The sequence below is a fragment of the Phycicoccus sp. genome (genome assembly GCF_035325325.1).
Taxonomy (GTDB): domain Bacteria; phylum Actinomycetota; class Actinomycetes; order Actinomycetales; family Dermatophilaceae; genus Phycicoccus.
Genome location: NZ_DAOLAC010000003.1, coordinates 211,066 through 227,151 on the forward strand (window position 1 = coordinate 211,066; position 16,086 = coordinate 227,151).

The 16,086-nt window shown below is 76.0% G+C and carries 13 protein-coding genes; 7 read left to right on the plus strand and 6 right to left on the minus strand.

From position 1 onward, the window contains the following. Positions 1–38: 38 nt before the first annotated feature. Positions 39–1,583, minus strand: coding sequence for a DEAD/DEAH box helicase (locus tag PKA89_RS03960; RefSeq protein WP_324416807.1), 1,545 nt, complete (start codon positions 1,581–1,583; stop codon positions 39–41). A 185-nt stretch (positions 1,584–1,768) separates the two neighbouring features. Here PKA89_RS03960 and PKA89_RS03965 point away from each other — a divergent pair, with 185 nt between their 5' ends. After that, a complete protein-coding gene (locus tag PKA89_RS03965) occupies positions 1,769–2,437 on the plus strand; it encodes a ferritin-like fold-containing protein (protein WP_324416809.1) in 669 nt (222 codons plus the stop codon). 83 nt (positions 2,438–2,520) lie between these two features. Here PKA89_RS03965 and PKA89_RS03970 read toward each other — a convergent pair whose 3' ends face one another. The 3 genes from PKA89_RS03970 to PKA89_RS03980 form a co-directional block, all read right to left on the minus strand. After that, the gene (locus PKA89_RS03970) at positions 2,521–2,838 is read right to left on the minus strand and encodes a GlsB/YeaQ/YmgE family stress response membrane protein (RefSeq protein ID WP_324416811.1); all 318 of its coding nucleotides are present in this window, start codon (positions 2,836–2,838) and stop codon (positions 2,521–2,523) included. Positions 2,839–2,995: 157 nt separating this feature from the next. Further along, a complete protein-coding gene (locus PKA89_RS03975; protein ID WP_324416813.1) occupies positions 2,996–3,223 on the minus strand; it encodes a DUF3107 domain-containing protein in 228 nt (75 codons plus the stop codon). 142 nt (positions 3,224–3,365) lie between these two features. After that, complete coding sequence (locus PKA89_RS03980) at positions 3,366–3,989, minus strand: TetR/AcrR family transcriptional regulator (RefSeq protein ID WP_324416815.1); 624 nt, start codon at positions 3,987–3,989, stop codon at positions 3,366–3,368. Between the two features lie 91 nt (positions 3,990–4,080). Between PKA89_RS03980 and moeB the strand changes: the two genes are divergently transcribed. The 4 genes from moeB (at position 4,081) to PKA89_RS04000 (ending at position 7,730) form a co-directional block, all read left to right on the plus strand. Then, on the plus strand, positions 4,081–5,265 hold the full coding sequence (moeB, locus tag PKA89_RS03985) for a molybdopterin-synthase adenylyltransferase MoeB (RefSeq protein ID WP_324416817.1): 1,185 nt from the start codon (positions 4,081–4,083) through the stop codon (positions 5,263–5,265). Positions 5,266–5,276: 11 nt separating this feature from the next. Further along, positions 5,277–5,720 (plus strand): DUF1810 domain-containing protein, encoded by a 444-nt coding sequence (locus PKA89_RS03990; protein WP_324416819.1) that lies wholly within the window; start codon positions 5,277–5,279, stop codon positions 5,718–5,720. Between the two features lie 94 nt (positions 5,721–5,814). After that, a complete protein-coding gene (locus PKA89_RS03995) occupies positions 5,815–7,260 on the plus strand; it encodes a DUF222 domain-containing protein (RefSeq protein ID WP_324416821.1) in 1,446 nt (481 codons plus the stop codon). A 68-nt stretch (positions 7,261–7,328) separates the two neighbouring features. Further along, positions 7,329–7,730, plus strand: a complete 402-nt coding sequence (locus PKA89_RS04000) for an ANTAR domain-containing protein (protein ID WP_324416822.1) — start codon at positions 7,329–7,331, stop codon at positions 7,728–7,730. Positions 7,731–7,756: 26 nt separating this feature from the next. On the opposite strand, the gene PKA89_RS04005 is transcribed toward PKA89_RS04000, so the two are convergent. Continuing rightward, positions 7,757–8,476: a VOC family protein gene (locus PKA89_RS04005; protein ID WP_324416823.1), complete on the minus strand. Its 720-nt coding sequence runs from the start codon at positions 8,474–8,476 to the stop codon at positions 7,757–7,759. 137 nt (positions 8,477–8,613) lie between these two features. On the opposite strand from PKA89_RS04005, the gene PKA89_RS04010 reads away from it, so the two are divergent. Continuing rightward, positions 8,614–11,706 (plus strand): PD-(D/E)XK nuclease family protein, encoded by a 3,093-nt coding sequence (locus tag PKA89_RS04010; protein ID WP_324416824.1) that lies wholly within the window; start codon positions 8,614–8,616, stop codon positions 11,704–11,706. Next, positions 11,703–15,002, plus strand: coding sequence for an ATP-dependent DNA helicase (locus PKA89_RS04015; protein ID WP_324416825.1), 3,300 nt, complete (start codon positions 11,703–11,705; stop codon positions 15,000–15,002). The genes PKA89_RS04010 and PKA89_RS04015 overlap by 4 nt, the downstream gene beginning before the upstream one ends. Here the strand turns inward: PKA89_RS04015 and PKA89_RS04020 are convergent. Further along, complete coding sequence (locus PKA89_RS04020; protein WP_324416826.1) at positions 14,974–16,059, minus strand: phosphotransferase; 1,086 nt, start codon at positions 16,057–16,059, stop codon at positions 14,974–14,976. The two genes, PKA89_RS04015 and PKA89_RS04020, sit on opposite strands and share 29 nt — an antisense overlap. Between the last annotated feature and the right edge of the window lie 27 nt (positions 16,060–16,086).

A 16,086-nucleotide genomic window follows, 5' to 3' on the forward strand; every position in this document is an offset into this window, starting at 1 on the left:
CATGACATCCGTCATGAGCCCCCGGCCTGCTGTCGTGCTCAGCCCTGCGCGCCCTCACCGGCCGGCCGGCCACCGCGCGTGCGGCGGCGGTTGCGGTTGCGCCGGGGGCGGTCCGCGCCCTCGCCGGAGCGCGGAGAGCGGTCCTCGGAGCGCTCGCCGCGGGCCTGGCCACCCCGGGCGCCGTCCCGGCCGCCGCGACCCGGGCCCCGCCCGCCGTCACGGCCGCCCCGGCCGCGCCCGCCGGACTTCCCGGTCTCGCCGAGGTCCTCGAGCACCTCGGCCTCGAGGCCCTCGCGGGTGCGCTGGGCCCGCGGCAGGCGGCCCTTCGTGCCCTCGGGGATGTCGAGGTCGCTGTACAGGTGCGGCGACGAGGAGTAGGTCTCCATTGGCTCGGGGATGCCGAGGTCGAGGACCTTGTTGATCATCCCCCAGCGGTGCAGGTCGTCCCAGTCGACGAAGGTCACCGCGGTGCCCGTGTTGCCGGCGCGGGCGGTGCGCCCGATGCGGTGCAGGTAGGTCTTCTCGTCCTCGGGGCACTGGTAGTTGATGACGTGCGTGACGTTCTCGACGTCGATGCCGCGGGCCGCGACGTCGGTGGCGACGAGGACGTCGACCTTGCCGTTGCGGAAGGCCCGCAGGGCCTGCTCGCGGGCGCCCTGGCCGAGGTCGCCGTGGATGGCCGCCGCGGCGAAGCCGCGCTCGACGAGGTCGTCGGCGACCTTGGCCGCGGTGCGCTTGGTCCGGCTGAAGACGATGGTCAGCCCGCGGTCCTCGGCCTGGAGCATCCGGGCCAGCATCTCGACCTTGTCCATCGCGTGCGCGCGGTAGACGAACTGCTGGACCGCCTTGACCGTGTGCGCGTTCTCCTGGTCGTCGCCCATCGCGCGGATGTGCGTCGGCTGGTTCATGTACCGGCGGGCCAGGGTGACGACGGCGCCCGGCATGGTCGCCGAGAAGAGCATCGTCTGGCGGCCGGCGGGGGTCATCGCGAGGATCTTCTCGACGTCCGGGAGGAAGCCGAGGTCGAGCATCTCGTCGGCCTCGTCGAGGACGACGATGCGTGCGTTGCCGAGGTCGAGGTGGCCCTGCTGGGCGAGGTCGATGAGCCGGCCCGGCGTGCCGACGACGACCTCGACGCCGCGACGCAGCGCCTCGACCTGCGGCTCGTAGGCCCGGCCGCCGTAGACGGTGAGGACCCGGATGCCGCGCCTGGAGCCGGCCCGCTCGAGGTCGCCGGCGACCTGCACCGCGAGCTCGCGGGTGGGGGCGACGGCCAGGGCCTGCGGCTTGCCGGCCTGCGGCAGGTCGGCGAAGGTCTCGTCGCCGGGGGCGACGACGCGGTTGAGGATCGGGATGCCGAAGCCGAGGGTCTTGCCCGTACCGGTCTTGGCCTGGCCGATGATGTCGTGGCCGCCGAGGGCCACGGGGAGGGTCATCGCCTGGATCGGGAACGGGCTGGTGATGCCGTGCTCGGCGAGCGCGGCGACGATGTCGGCGTGGATGGGGAAGTCGGCGAAGGTGGGCTCGGGCACGGCAGCGGTGTCGGCCTGCGGTTCGGTCGGGGCGTCGGAGACGTCGGTCATGGGGTCACTTCCGGATCGGCGGGCGCACGCGAGCGCACCAGCGCAGGGGCTGCGGGCCGATCGGAGGTCTTCGGGGGCGGTCGCGGCGTCGTGGACACCGGGCGTCCGACCGTCAAGGTCACTCACGGGTACGTGCCGACCGGGCACCGTGGACGGGCCCCACTCTACCGTTAGGCTCCGGTTCCATGGACCAGGACCCCGTGGAGACACCCGGCTACGACGCCGCGGTCGTCGACCTCCTCGGGGTCCTCGCCTACGGCGAGCTCACCGCGTTCATCCGGATGGCCGCCGACTGCGACCTCGCGCCGACGCTGGCGCTCAAGTCGGCGATGGGCCGGCTCGCGACGACCGACTACCAGCACTACGAGCAGCTCGCCGCCCACCTGCGCGGTCTCGGGGTCGAGCCGGAGGAGGCGATGTCGCCGTTCGTCGCCCCCTTCTCCGCCTTCCACGAGCGCACCCGTCCGCGGGGCTGGCTCGAGGGGCTGGTCAAGGCCTACGTCGGCGACGGCATCGCCAAGGACTTCTACCGCGAGATGTCGGCCCTGGTCGATGCCGACACCCGTGCCGTCATGGAGGAGGCCCTCGGTGACGAGGGGCACGCCGACTTCGTCGTGCAGATCGTCCGCGACACCATCCGCGCCGACCGCACGGCCGCCGGCCGGCTCGCGCTGTGGGGCCGCCGGCTGCTCGGCGAGGCACTCTCGCAGGCCCAGGCGGTCGCCGTGGAGCGCGACGCGATGGCCGCGCTTCTCGTCGGCGGCGGCCTCGACCTCGGCGAGGTCGGCCGGATGTTCACCCGGCTGACGGAGAACCACCAGAAGCGGATGACCCGGATGGGGCTCGACGCCTGAGGCCGCGACCGACCGGGCACGCGACGAGGCCCCCGCCGGTGCGGCGGGGGCCTCGTGTGCTCGAGCGGTGGTGCGCGGTGGCGTCAGACGCGGTGGCCCCGACCGGCCATGACCCGCTCGTAGATGACGACGAGGACCGCGGCGACGATGATCGAGATGATCCAGCGCAGCCAGTCGATGCCGCTCGTGGTGCAGACGCCGATCTGGGCGGAGAGCCAGTAGCCGATGAGCGCGCCGAGGATGCCGAGGACGACGGTGACGACCATGCTGATCGACTGCCGGCCGGGGAGGACCAGCCGGGCGAGGACGCCGATGACGGCGCCGAAGATGATCGTGCCGATCCAGCCGCCGACCCCGGAGGGGGCACAGCTGCTCGCCGCCAGGGGGAGGAGCTCGGTCATGCGATTCTCCGTTCCGGCCCGGATGGGGCCCGTCGTTGCGCCCGGGGGTCGGGCAGCAGGACGACGCTAGACCCTCGACGAAGATTGGTCAAACCTTCGACACCGGGGTGTCGCCGACCCATCGGTGCAGGTCAGCGGCCCGGTTGGTCCGGGACGCTCAGATCGCGCCGAAGCCGACCTTGCCCTTCTCGGACTCGCCGACCTGGATCCAGCCGACGGCGCGGCCGGGGACGAGGACCGTGCGGCCCTTGCTGTCGGTGAGGCGCAGCACGCCCTCGGGGGAGGCCAGCGCGGCGTCGACGGCCTTCGCGACCTCGGCCGCGTCGGCATCGGTCTCGAGGCTCAGCTCGCGGGCGACGTTCTGGACACCGATGGTGACCTCCACGGGCACGCACCTTTCGTTGCTCGCGCGGGCCGGGCCCGCGCTGGGATGGGGGTTCTCGCGCTCAGGCTAACCCGCGAGGAGCTGGCGCTGTTCCGGCGCCGGGGCGTGTTCGCCGAGGGCACAGCCGCCGACCTTCGGCGGCTCAGCCGCCGACCTTCGGGAAGGAGCCGAGCCCGCGCCAGGCGAGCGTGCTGATCGTCGCCGCGGCCTCCGCCTCGGGGATGTCCCCGTCCTGGGCCAGCCAGTGCCGGGCGGCCACCTGTGCCATCCCGGCGAGCGCGGAGCCGAGGAGGAGGGCGCGCTCGTCGTCGGCCCCGGTGTCCTCGGCGATGACCTCGGCGATCGCCTCGGCGCAGGCGAGCTCGACGGCGTCGAGCCGGGCGCGGACCTGCGGCACGCTCGTGAGGTCGGACTCGAAGACCATCCGGAAGGCGGCGTCCTCGCGGGTGACGAAGTCGAAGTAGGCCGCGACAGTGGCCCGCACCCGCTCCTCGTTGTCGCCGTCGCCGGTCTCGAGGGCCCGGCGGACGAGCTGCTCGAGGGTGTCGCAGTGGGTGTCGAGGAGGGCGAGGTAGAGGTCGAGCTTGCCGGGGAAGTGCTGGTAGAGGACCGGCTTGGAGACCCCGGCGCGCTCGGCGATCTCGTCCATGGCCGCCGCGTGGTAGCCGGACTGCACGAAGACGGCCTGGGCGGCCTCGAGCAGCTGGGCGCGCCGCTCGCTGCGCGGCATCCGCGTGCTGCGGGTGGTCGTCGGGGTGCTGGTCATCGGGTCCTCCGGTCGTGGCGTCCCGCAGCATCCTACGGACGGGTAGGCGCCGACCGGGGGTCGCGCCACACCCCGGTGTTAGCGTCCGGACATGGCGCGACCCCCGCTGGTGCCGCCCGGGCCCGAGCTGACCGCCGCCGAGCGGACCCGCTTCGCCCGCCACCTGCTCCTGCCCGACCTCGGCGTCGACGGGCAGCGGCGGCTGCGCAACGCGCGGGTCCTCGTCGTCGGTGCCGGCGGCCTGGGGTCGCCGGCGCTCCTCTACCTCGCGGCCGCCGGGGTGGGGACGATCGGGGTCGTCGACGACGACGTCGTCGAGGCGACGAACCTCCAGCGCCAGGTGGTCCACGGGGTGGCCGACGTCGGCCGGGCCAAGGTCGACTCCGCGGCCGAGGCGGTCGTCGCGGTGTCGCCGGACACGGTGGTGGTGCGGCACGCGGTGCGGCTCGACGCCGGGTCGGCCATGGAGGTGGTCGCCGACTACGACCTCGTCCTCGACGGCGCCGACAACTTCCCGACCCGCTACCTCGTCGGCGACGCGTGCGCCCGGCTCGGCATCCCGCACGTCTGGGGGTCGGTGTTCCGGTTCGACGGCCAGGTCTCGGTGTGGTGGGCGGGGGAGGGCCCCTGCTACGCCTGCGTCTTCCCGGCCCAGCCGCCCGCAGGCGCCGTGCCGTCGTGCGCGGTCGGCGGGGTCCTCGGCGCGGTGTGCGCCTCCGTCGGGTCGGTCATGGCGACCGAGGCGGTCAAGATCGTCACCGGCGTGGGGGACGTGCTCGTCGGCCGGCTGCTCGTGCACGACGCGCTCCGGCAGTCCTGGGACACCGTGCCGGTGCGGCGCGACCCCGGGTGCCGGGTGTGTGGTGCGGGGGCAGATGCGACCCGGCCGCTCGGGTGGGCGACCGAGCGCGAAGACGCTTGCACCGCAACCGTTCCCGAGTCTGCTGCCCGCCCGGAGGTGTCGGTCGTCGAGCTGGCGGGGATGCTCTCCGCGCGGGCCGCCGGCCGGGCGGACTTCGTCCTCCTCGACGTGCGGGAGCCGGGGGAGCGTGACGTCGCGGAGATCCCCGGCTCGGTGCTGCTGCCGGTCGGCGAGGTGCGGGCCGGCGCGGTCGTGCCGGGTGCCGCGGGGCGGGTCGTCGTGCACTGCAAGTCGGGCGGGCGCTCGGCCGAGGCGGTCGACCTGCTGCGCGCGCGTGGCGTCGACGCCTGGGACGTGCCGGGCGGCATCCTCGCCTGGTCGCACGAGGTCGACCCGTCGGTGCCGGTGTACTGAGAGGAGTCTCGGTGGGTGCCGTCGAGTCGGTCGACCTCGAGCGGTTCGTCGCGGCACAGGACGCGGGTGGGACGTACGAGGCGGCGCTCGCCGAGCTGCGGGCCGGCCGGAAGCGGTCGCACTGGATGTGGTTCGTGTTCCCCCAGGTGGCCGGGCTCGGGCGCAGCGCGACGGCGCAGTGGTTCGGGGTGCGTGGCCTCGCCGAGGCGCGGGCGTACCTGGAGCACCCGGTGCTCGGGCCGCGGCTGGCGGAGTGCGTCGAGGCGTTGCTCGGGCTGCCGGGATCTGACCCCGTCGCCGTGCTCGGCGGCATCGACGCGGTCAAGCTCCGCTCGTCGATGACCCTGTTCGCGGTGGCGGCGGGGGTTGGTCGTGACGGGCCGTTCCGGGCGGTGCTGGAGCAGTACTTCGGTGGCGAGGAGGACCCCTCGACGCTGACCCTGCTCGGGCTGTGACAGGTGGGCCTGTTGTGGTGAAGTCGGTTGTGCCGCAGCGCGTTGCCTGTGGATGACGGGGAGGGGTGTCGGTGGTCCCCGGTAGACTCGTGGCATGGACAGGGGGCAGCTCAGCAGCCGCATCGCGGACCTTCGTGCGGAGGTCTCGGCGCTGGGTCGTGAGCTGGCCGAGGGCGGGTTGGGGCTGGCGGCGGAGGACGCGTTCGCGCTCGCCGGGGAGGCTCAGCACCTGGCCAACTCCGCTGACGGGCTGGTCGCGGTGGCTGCCTCGTGGGGCGCGCGGGTCGAGGTGCGCCTGTCCGGGAGTGGTCCGGTGGAGCGGGTGCACCCGGTGGGGTTCGTGGACCCGATGTCGGCGTCGATGTTCTGCCTGGAGGCCGGGCTGACCGAGGGGGTTGCCGGTCGGAAGGTGACGCTCGGTGCCACGCTCGGCGAACGGTTCCCTCACGTGCGCCGCCTGCTCTTGCAGGGCGAGGTGACGGCCGTATCGGCGCAGAAGGTCGTCGACGCGTGCGCCGGCCTCGACGTCGACGCGTGCCTGCGGGTGGATGCCGAGCTGGCGGGCCGGCTGGCGGCGATGGACCCGGCCCGCGTCGCGAGCGAGGCGCGAAGGGTGGCGACGCGGGTGGCGGCCGACCAGGTCGCTGCGCACGCCGCGCAGACCAAGCGCGGTCGGTGCGTGGAGGTCCGGGCGGGGGTGGACGGGTTGACCGACTGGTTCGGGTCGCTCCCGACCGCCACGTCGGCGGCGATGTGGTCCGCCGTGGAGGAGCTCGCCGGCCAGTACCGGACGGTCGACACCGACCTGTCGCTGCCCGAGTCACGCGCGGACGCGCTCGCGGACCTGGTCCTGCGGAACGTGACCGTCTCCGCGCAGGTGACACTCGGGGTGCCGGTCGTCACAGACGCCGCGACGCCGGAGCCGGCGCAGGGTGAACGGTTCCGGGTCCAGTGGGACGACGAGGACACCGTCATCGACGCGGTCACCGGTGAGGTGACCCGGTACGCCGACCTCGACCCCGCCTCCCGCGAGGAGCTGTCCTGGCGGGAGGCGCCGCCCGAGCTGACCGGTGACCTCACCACCGTCATGGCCCCGCTCGGGCCGGGGTCCTGGGTGTCCGGGGCGCAGCTGCCGGGCGTCGGCTGGGTCGATGCGGCGACGATGGCCAACCTCCTCAAGACCCTGCCGCTGGAGGTGGCCCGGGCCGTGCTCGACGCCGACACGGGCACCCTGGCCTCCGTCACCACCGCCGCCTACCGCCCCACCCGTGCGATCGCCGACTTCGTCAGGACCCGCGACGGCACCTGCCGGATGTGGGGCTGCACCCGACCCGCCGTCCGCTGCGACCTCGACCACGCCAGGGCCTGGCCCGACGGTGCCACCACCCCCACCGGGCTCGAGGCCCTATGCCGCCACCACCACCGCTTCAAGCAGACCCACCGCTGGCGACCGGTCCTCGACCCCGACGGCACCCTCACCTGGCACGGCCCGAACGCCGCGACCCGCACCACCGAACCCCAGCACGGACGGTCGGAATGAGCCGTGGCCGGAAGCCGCCCGGGCCCCGAAAGTGCACGTCAGCGGTGGTTCTTGGCACAATCGGGGCCATGGAAGGAGAGCTCGTCGCCCAGGGCTCCGACGACCAGGAGCAGCTGAAGGCCATCACCGCGCGGCTGGACCGCAACGAGGCGAACATCGCGAGCCTGCAGGACGGTCAGAGGCGCATCACCTCCTTGGAGGAGCAGGTGGAGGTCGACCGCCAGCTGCTCGTCGCGCTGCAGGCCGAGGGGGTCCTGGAGCGCCAGCACTCCGAGCACCTCGAGACCGCCCTCCAGACCTCTCGGGTCATCGGTGCGGCCATCGGCATCATCATGGTCAGTGAGCACCTCACCGACCGGGAGGCCTTCGAACGGCTGCGGCGCGCCAGCCAGGACCGGAACCGAAAGCTGCGGTCGCTGGCCTCCCAGGTCGTGGCCACCGGTGACCTGAGCGCGTTGCGGGAGGAGTAGCGGCAGTCGCCCGACGGCTCGCGTCGTCAGGGCGGGGGGAGGACGCAGGTCTCGGTGCCGGCGGGGTCGGCGACGGCGGCCGAGTCGCCCTCGGCGAGCACCGCATCCACGGGCGAGGCGCCCAGGGCCACCAGCTCGACCACGGCGTCCGCGAGGTCGGTGCCCGAGGCGGCGGCGACCTCGAGCCGGGTGCGGCTCACACCGTCCTTCGGGTCGAACGGGTCGCCACCCCACGCGACCTTCGTCCCGCCGGACGGTGACTGGATCGCCGTCTCGTCGTCCTCGTCCCACACGAGCGGCCACCCCAGCGCCTCGCTCCAGAACACGCCCGTGGCGCGGCCCCCGTCCCCGGCGAGCTCGCCGAGCCGGCCTGTGTCCGCGAGGAACCGGCTCCACGGCGGGATGACGCACAGCGCGTTGCCCTCCGGGTCGGCCAGGACGACGTGGCCCTCCTCGGGCGTCTGCCCCACGTCGAGGTGGCGGCCGCCGAGGGCGAGGACCCGCTCGACCGTGGCGTCCATGTCGTCGGTCGAGCTGCTCGTCACGTGGAGGTGGTAGCGGCTGGTGCCACCGGGTGCGACCGCGGCGCGGAACCGCAGGGGGACGCAGGCCGGGTCGTCCGGGACGAGCGTCACCGCGCCGGGGCGGTCGTGGGTGACCTCCCAGCCGAGGACGTCCGCCCAGAACCGGGCGAGGGCGTCCGGGTCGGCGGCGTCGGTGCACAGGCCCTCGAGGTGCAGGGTCATCCGGGTTCCTCCCCGTCGTCGGTGACGCCTCGACGCTAGGTCCGCCGACGGCTGCCGGCAACGGGGTTTTGCGACCCCGACTCGCGGTGGACGAGCCGGGCGCGCCGGTGTCGGTCCGACGTGGTGGAATCGCGGGCGTGCTCGTCCTCCGTCGCCCCGCCACCGTCTCGGCGGCGGAGCCGGTGCTCGACACCGCCCAGCGGGCGGCCGTCGACGCGGACGCCGCCGTCGTCCGGGTCCTCGGGGCGCCCGGCACCGGCACGAGCACGGTGGCCGTCGAGCGCGTGGTGCGGGCAGTCCGGGAGGGTGCGCCCGCCGACTCGTGCCTGCTCCTCGCCCCGACCCGGCTGGCCGCCGCCCGGCTGCGCGACGTCGTCACCGCCCGGCTCGGCGGCACGACGACCACCCCGCTCGCCCGCACCCACCAGTCCTTCGGGTTCGGGCTGCTGCGCGAGGCGGCCGCGCTGGTCGGCGACCCCGCCCCCCGGCTGCTGAGCGGCCCGGAACAGGACGTCATCCTCCGCGAGCTGCTCGCCGGGCACGCCGACGGCACGGCCCCCGCCCCGCCGTGGCCCGCCTCGGTCACCGCGGCCCTGCCGACGCGGGGCTTCCGCTCCGAGCTGCGTGACCTCCTGATGCGCGCCCTCGAGCTCGGGCTGCGGCCGGCCGACCTCGACGCCCTCGGCCGCGAGCACGGCGTGCCCGAGTGGGTCGCCGGCGCCGTCGTCCTCGGCGAGTACGAGGACGTCACGGCCCTGTCGGCGCCCGGGGCCTGGGACCCCGCCACCGTCCTCACCGCCGCGGCCGACCTCCTCGAGGAGGATCCCGACGCCCTCGACCGGCTCCGCGCCCGGCTGCGGCTCGTCGTCGTCGACGACGCCCAGGAGCTGACGCCGGCCGGCGTCCGCCTGCTCGACCTCGTCACCCGCGGCAGCGGCATCCCGCTGCTCCTCGCCGGCGACCCCGACGCCGCGACGCAGACCTTCCGCGGCGCCGACCCGCGCCTCGTCGTCACCGGCTGGCCGGACGCCGCCGAGCACGTCCTGCGGACCGGCCACCGGTCGAACGCCGTCGTGGCGGCCGCCGCGGCCCGGGTGGTCGGGCACGTCGGTGTCGTCGGCGGCGGTGCCCACCGGTCGCCGACTCCGGCACCCGGCGACGGCGGCGTCGAGGCCCACCTCCTGCGCACCGGCGCGCAGGAGGCCGCATTCGTCGCCGGCACGCTCCGCGAGGCGCACCTGCTGCACGACGTGCCGTGGTCGCGGATGGCCGTCGTCGTCCGCGGGGGGTCGCGCACCGCCACCCTGCGCCGCGTGCTCCGCTCCGCCGGGGTCCCCGTCGACACCGCCACCGCCGACCTCCCGGTCCGCGACGAGCCGGCCGTCCGGCCGTTGCTCGCCCTCCTGGGCTGCGCCCTCGACGTCGCCGCAGGCGCCGACGCCCTCGACCCCGAGGTCGTCGTCGACGTCCTCGGCTCACCGGTCGGAGGAGCCGACGCGGTGGCGCTGCGCCGCCTGCGCCGCTCGCTCCGGCGCCTCGAGCTCGACGCCGGAGGTGGGCGCCCGAGCGACCTGCTCCTCGCCGAGAGCGTGCTCACCCCGGCGGCCCTCGACCACGTCGGCCCCGAGGCGCGTGCGGCCCGGCGGGTGCACCGGGTCCTCGCGGCCGCCGTCGACGCCCTGCGGGACGGACGGGGCGTCGAGGAGGTGCTGTGGGCGATGTGGTCGGCGAGCGGCCTCGCCGAGCCGTGGCGCGAGACCGCCCTCGCCGGGGGCCCGGCCGGGCAGCGCGCCGACCGCGACCTCGACGCCGTCCTCGGCCTCTTCGACGCCGCGGCCCGCTACGTCGACCGGCTGCCCGGCGCCCGGCCCGCCGACTTCCTCGAGCACCTCCTCGGCCAGGACGTCGCGGGTGACACCCTCGCCGCGCGCGCGGCGCCGGGGGAGTCGGTGGCGCTGCTCACCCCCGCCGCGGCGGCCGGGCTGGGCTGGGACCTCGTCGTCGTCGCGGGCGTGCAGGAGGGGGCGTGGCCCGACCTCCGGCTGCGCGGCTCCCTCCTGCGCTCGACCGACCTCGTCGACGTCGTCACCGGCCGGGCCGCCGGTCCTCGCGCGGCGCGCACCCAGGTCGCCCACGACGAGACCCGCCTCTTCCACGTCGCGGTCACGCGCGCCCGCTCCCGCCTCGTCGTCACCGCCGTCCGCAGCGAGGACGAGCAGCCGTCGCCCTACCTCGACGTCGTCGACCCCCGTCCCGACGCCCGCCCCTTCACCGACGTCCCCCGCCCGCTCACCCTCCCGGGGCTCGTCGGCGAGCTGCGGCGCTCCCTCCTCGACCCCGACCCCGCCGTGCGCGGGGCCGCCGTCACGACCCTCGGGCGGCTGGCCCGGGCCGGGGTCCCCGGGGCCGACCCCGCGCAGTGGTGGGCGCTGCGGGCCACCACCGACGACCGGCCCCGTCGCGCCCCCGACGCACCGGTCCGCGTCTCCCCGTCGATGATCGACCGGTTCGGCCAGTGCGGCCTGCAGTGGCTGCTGCGCGCGAGCGGCGGCGACGGGCCGTCGATGGGCGCCCAGGACATCGGCACGCTCGTCCACGAGGTGGCGCACGACCTCGGCGACGTCGACGCCGCGGCCTACGCCGCCGAGCTCGAGGCGCGCTGGGGTCGGCTCGGGCTGCCGCCCGGATGGCTCTCGCGCCGCGACCTCGGGAGGGCCCGCGAGATGACGGCGCGGCTGGCCACCTACCACCGCGAGGCGAGCGCCGAGGGCTGGCGGCGAGCTGCCTCCGAGGAGCGGATGCGGGTCGCGCTCGGCCGCGCCGTCGTCGCGGGCACGGTCGACCGCATCGAGATCGGGCCCGAAGGAGCCGTGCGCGTCATCGACCTCAAGACCGGCTCGCGCAAGCCGACGAAGGACGAGCTGGCGCGCAACGGCCAGCTCGGGGCCTACCAGCTCGCCGTCGAGGAGGGGGCCTTCGCGGCCCACGGCACCGGCTCCGGGGGCGCCGCCCTGCTCCAGCTCGGTCGGGCGGCGAACCGGACGACGACCCTCCAGGTGCAGGCGCCCCTGGCCGCCGACCCCGACCCGGCATGGGCCCGCGAGCTCGTCGAGCGCACCGCCGAGGGCATGGCCGCGGCCTCCTTCCGGGCCACCCCCGGACGCGACGTGTGCGGCACCTGCCAGGTCAAGGACTCCTGCCCCGCGCAGCCCGAGGGGAGGCGGCTGTGACCGGCACGGACGCGGCTGCTCCGCCGGGCGGTCCGCGGTGGGGCGCGGTCGAGCTCGCGAAGGCGCTCGACCAGCCCCACGCGCCGACCTCGGAGCAGGCCGCGGTCATCGAGGCGCCGCTGCGCCCGCTCCTCGTCGTTGCCGGGGCCGGGTCCGGCAAGACCGAGACGATGGCCGCCCGCGTCGTCTGGCTCGTCGCGAACGGCCTCGTGCGCCCGGACGAGGTGCTCGGGCTCACCTTCACCCGCAAGGCGGCCGGCGAGCTCTCCGAGCGCCTCGCGGCGCGGCTCGCCACGCTGCGCGACGCCGGCCTGTGGAGCCCTGCCCCCGAGGCCGGCGCGGCCGTCCTCGACGACACCCCCGAGGTCTCGACCTACCACGCCTACGCCGGGCGGATCGTCCGCGAGCACGGCCTGCGGCTCGGCGTCGAGCCGGAGAGCCGGCTCCTCACCGAGGCCGCGGCGTGGCAGTTCGCGCACGAGGCCGTCGTTTCCTGGGACGGCCCGATGGACGCCGTCGACAAGGCGGAGTCCACGGTCACCACCGCCGTCGTCGACCTCGCCGGCGAGATGGCCGAGCACCTCGTCGAGCCCGCCCGGGTCGCCGAGCACCTCGCGGACGTCATCGACGCCTTGGACTCGCTGACCAGGCCGGACGGCTCGCGCAAGCGCACCAACCCGATGCGCGACGTCGCCGACGTGCTGCGCCAGCGGGCGGCCGTCGTGCCGCTCGTCGAGGCCTACCACGCGCTCAAGCGCTCCCGCGACGCGATGGACTTCGCCGACCAGGTCGCCCTCGCGGCCCGGCTCGCGACGACCGTGCCCGAGGTCGGCGCGGCCGAGCGCCGGCGGTTCCGAGCCGTCCTCCTCGACGAGTTCCAGGACACCTCGGAGGCCCAGCTCCAGCTCCTCCGCGCCCTCTTCGTCGCCCCGGGCGAGCCGGTGCCGGTCACGGCGGTCGGTGACCCGCACCAGTCGATCTACGGCTGGCGCGGTGCCTCCTCGACGACCCTCGACCGCTTCCGCACCGACTTCCGCGACCCGGAGCCGGCCCGGGTGCTCCACCTCTCGACGAGCTGGCGCAACGACCGCGCCGTCCTCGGGGCGGCCAACGTCGTGGCCGCACCGCTGGCGGCGACCACCCGCGTGCCGGTCGAGGCCCTCGCCGAGCGTCCGGGGGCCGGCCCCGGCCACGTCGCCGTCGCCCGTCTCGCCACCCTCGAGGACGAGGCCCGGCACGTCGTCGGCTGGCTGCGCTCGCGGATGGCCCGCCCCGGCCGTCGCACGGCAGCCGTGCTGTGCCGCAAGCGCTCCCAGTTCGACGCCGTCGTCGAGGCGCTGGAGGAGGCCGGCCTGCCGCACGAGGTCGTCGGTCTCGGCGGGCTGCTGCACACCCCGGAGGTCGCCGACCTCGTGGCCCTCCTCCACGTCGTCGCCGACCCCACGCGCGGCGACCGCCTCATGCGGCTGCTCACCGGCCCGTCGTGTCGGCTCGGGGCCGCCGACCTCGACGGCCTCGGTGAGTGGGCCCGGGTGCGCCAGGGCTGGCAGCGCCCGCCCCGCGGCGCCGACCTCGCCCCGGACGCCGGGGACGCCGTGAGCATCGTCGAGGCCCTCGACGGGCTGCCGCCCGCCGACTGGGTGGGCGAGGAGGGGCAGCGGCTCGCCCCGGCGGCCCGCATCCGGCTCGAGGGCCTCGGGGCCACCGTGCGCCGGCTGCGCTCGCTGACCGGCCTCGGTCTCCCCGAGCTCGTGGCCGAGGCGGAGGTCGCCCTCGGCCTCGACATCGAGGTGCTGGCCCGTCCCGGGTACAGCCCGGGCGCCGCCCGCGCCCACCTCGACGCCTTCGCCGACGTCGCGGCCGGCTTCGCGGCGAGCGCCGACCGCGCCGGGCTCGGTGGCTTCCTCGCGTGGCTCGAGGCGGCGGTCGACGAGGAGCGGGGGCTCGACCTCGGCTGGGTCGAGGCCCGCCCCGACGCCGTCCAGGTGATGACCGTCCACGCCGCCAAGGGGCTGGAGTGGGACGTGGTCGCCGTGCCGGGGCTGGTCGAGTCCTCCTTCCCGGCGCACTCGGCCACCCAGAGCCGACCGGTCGGCGGCGACTGGGGCCACGGCGCCCCGAACGACAAGGCCTGGCTCGTCGGCCTCGCGACGCTGCCCTACGACCTGCGCGGCGACCGCGAGGGGCTTCCGCGCTTCGGCTGGGCCGACGGGCACGACTGGGACACCGCGGCCGAGGCCGTCGAGCGCTTCACCCGGGCCGCCGCCGAGCACGGCGTCGCCGAGGAGCGGCGGCTCGCCTACGTCGCGACGACGCGCGCCCGCTCCGACCTCCTGCTCAGCGCGCACGTGTGGGGCACGGCGTCCACGCCGCGGGTCACCTCACGCTTCCTCGAGGAGGTCCGCGCGAGCGCTCGCGTCGTCCCCGGTCCCTGGGTGCAGCTGCCGCCCACCGACGACCCGAAGCCCCAGAACCCGCGGACGGCCGAGTCCGTGAGCACGGCGTGGCCCACCCTGGACCACGTCGCGCGCCGCGAGCTGCTCCTCGGCCCGGCCCGCGAGGTCCTCGCGGCGAGCGCGACCGAGCCGGACCCCGCCGCCGGCGATCCCGTCGGTGCCGCGGGGCCCTGGGCCGAGGAGGTCGAGCTGCTCCTCGGTGAGCGCGCGCGACGGCACGCGAGCGCCGACACCGAGGTCGTGCTGCCGCCGCACCTGTCCACGTCCTCGCTCGTCTCCCTCGCCGAGGACGCCGAGGCGTTCACGAGCCGGCTGCGCCGCCCGATGCCCCAGCCGCCGGCGCTCGCCACCCGGCGGGGCACCGCCTTCCACGCCTGGGTCGAGGAGCACTACGCGCGGGCGGCCATCGTCGACGTCGACGCCCTGCCCGGTTTCGCCGACGACGACCCGGACCCCGCCGACCTCGGCGCGCTGCGCGCGGCGTTCCTCGCCTCCGAGTGGGCCGACCGCACCCCGCTGGAGGTCGAGACGAGCATCGAGACCGTCCTCGACGGCATCGCCGTCCGCGGGCGCATCGACGCCGTCTTCGAGGAGGCCGGTCCGGACGGCGCGCCGACCTGGACGGTCGTCGACTGGAAGACTGGCGCCCCGGCCTCCGGCGCCCGCGCGCGGGCCCGGGCGGTGCAGCTCGGGGCCTACCGGCTGGCCTGGGCCCGGCTCCGGGGGGTCGACCCGCGGCGGGTGCGCGGCGCCTTCTTCCACGCCGCCACCGGCGAGACGGTGTGGCCCGAGCTGCCGGGCGAGGCCGAGCTCAGCCGAGTCCTGTCCGCCGCTCGGTGACGTCGCCGACCTCGGGCAGCTCGTCCTCGTCGTCGTCGTCGACGACCAGCGCGGGCGGCGGGGTCGGGCGGGGGCGAACGGTCACCGGCGCGAGCGAGGTGCGGCGGTAGTCGTCGTCGCCGAGGTCCTCGGCGGCGTGCACCGCGTCGTCGAGGCGGCGCAGCTGGGTCGAGAGCACCTCGACCGCCGGCACGTCCTTGCGGGCGAGGGCGTCCATGAGGCGCGAGAGCATCCGCAGCTCGGCGCTGAGCCGGGCCCGGACGAGCAGGTTGGGGTCGGGGCGCTCGACCCGGACGTGGGCGTAGGCCTCGAGGACGGTCTCGACCGCGGCGGCCGGGGCCTCGGCGACGAGCGCGGCGAAGTCGTCGGCGGGGTCGGCGACCTTGGCGTCCTCCCAGCCGGTGAGTGCCTTGACTCGGCCGGTCGAGGCGTCGCGGGGGTCGTCGAAGACCGCGAGCACCTCCTCGCCGGTGAGGTCGCCGTGGGTCGCGGTGGCGGCGAAGCGCCAGAGCGCGACGTCCTCGAGGGCACCCTCCCAGCGGGTGAGCAGCGCGGTCGGCACCCGCCCGGTCTCGGCGGCCCGGTCGAGCTCGGCGAGGCGTCGGGTGCGGTAGGCGTCGGCGTCGTACGCCGGCAGGCCGGCCTCCTCGAACAGCGCGGGGTCGGTGTTGTGCAGGGCGCCGATGGCGCGGCCGAGGTCGGCGGCCAGCCCGGGGCCGTGGGGCAGCGAGGCGAGCTCGAGCGGGTGCCCGGGCAGGTAGGGGTAGACGGCCGCCCGCCCCCCGGTCTCGAGCCCGACGAAGCCCCTGGGGGCGGGGACGGCGAACGGCAGCCGGCGGGCGAGCAGCCCGAGGAGGACGACGGCGCGGTCCATCTCGGCCCCGGCGACCTCGGTGCGGGGGGCGCGGACCACCCACCTCCGGTGCTCCTGGTCCTCGACGAACGCGACGTCGAAGGACTGCCCGGGCAGGCTCGGGAGCGCCTCGACGCTCACCGGGTCGAGCCCGGGCACGGCGGCGCTCGCCAGCGCGGCGAGGAGAGAGGGGCTGCGGTCCACGCCCCCCACGGTAGGACGTGCGTGGCG

Excerpts from the sequence above, each read along its gene's own strand:
- PKA89_RS03960 (WP_324416807.1), bottom strand. The coding sequence starts at position 1,583 with ATGACCGACGTCTCCGACGCCCCGACCGAACCGCAGGCCGACACCGCT.
- PKA89_RS03965 (WP_324416809.1), top strand. The coding sequence starts at position 1,769 with ATGGACCAGGACCCCGTGGAGACACCCGGCTACGACGCCGCGGTCGTC.
- PKA89_RS03970 (WP_324416811.1), bottom strand. The coding sequence starts at position 2,838 with ATGACCGAGCTCCTCCCCCTGGCGGCGAGCAGCTGTGCCCCCTCCGGG.
- PKA89_RS03980 (WP_324416815.1), bottom strand. The coding sequence starts at position 3,989 with ATGACCAGCACCCCGACGACCACCCGCAGCACGCGGATGCCGCGCAGC.
- moeB (WP_324416817.1), top strand. The coding sequence starts at position 4,081 with ATGGCGCGACCCCCGCTGGTGCCGCCCGGGCCCGAGCTGACCGCCGCC.
- PKA89_RS03995 (WP_324416821.1), top strand. The coding sequence starts at position 5,815 with ATGGACAGGGGGCAGCTCAGCAGCCGCATCGCGGACCTTCGTGCGGAG.
- PKA89_RS04000 (WP_324416822.1), top strand. The coding sequence starts at position 7,329 with ATGGAAGGAGAGCTCGTCGCCCAGGGCTCCGACGACCAGGAGCAGCTG.
- PKA89_RS04005 (WP_324416823.1), bottom strand. The coding sequence starts at position 8,476 with ATGACCCTGCACCTCGAGGGCCTGTGCACCGACGCCGCCGACCCGGAC.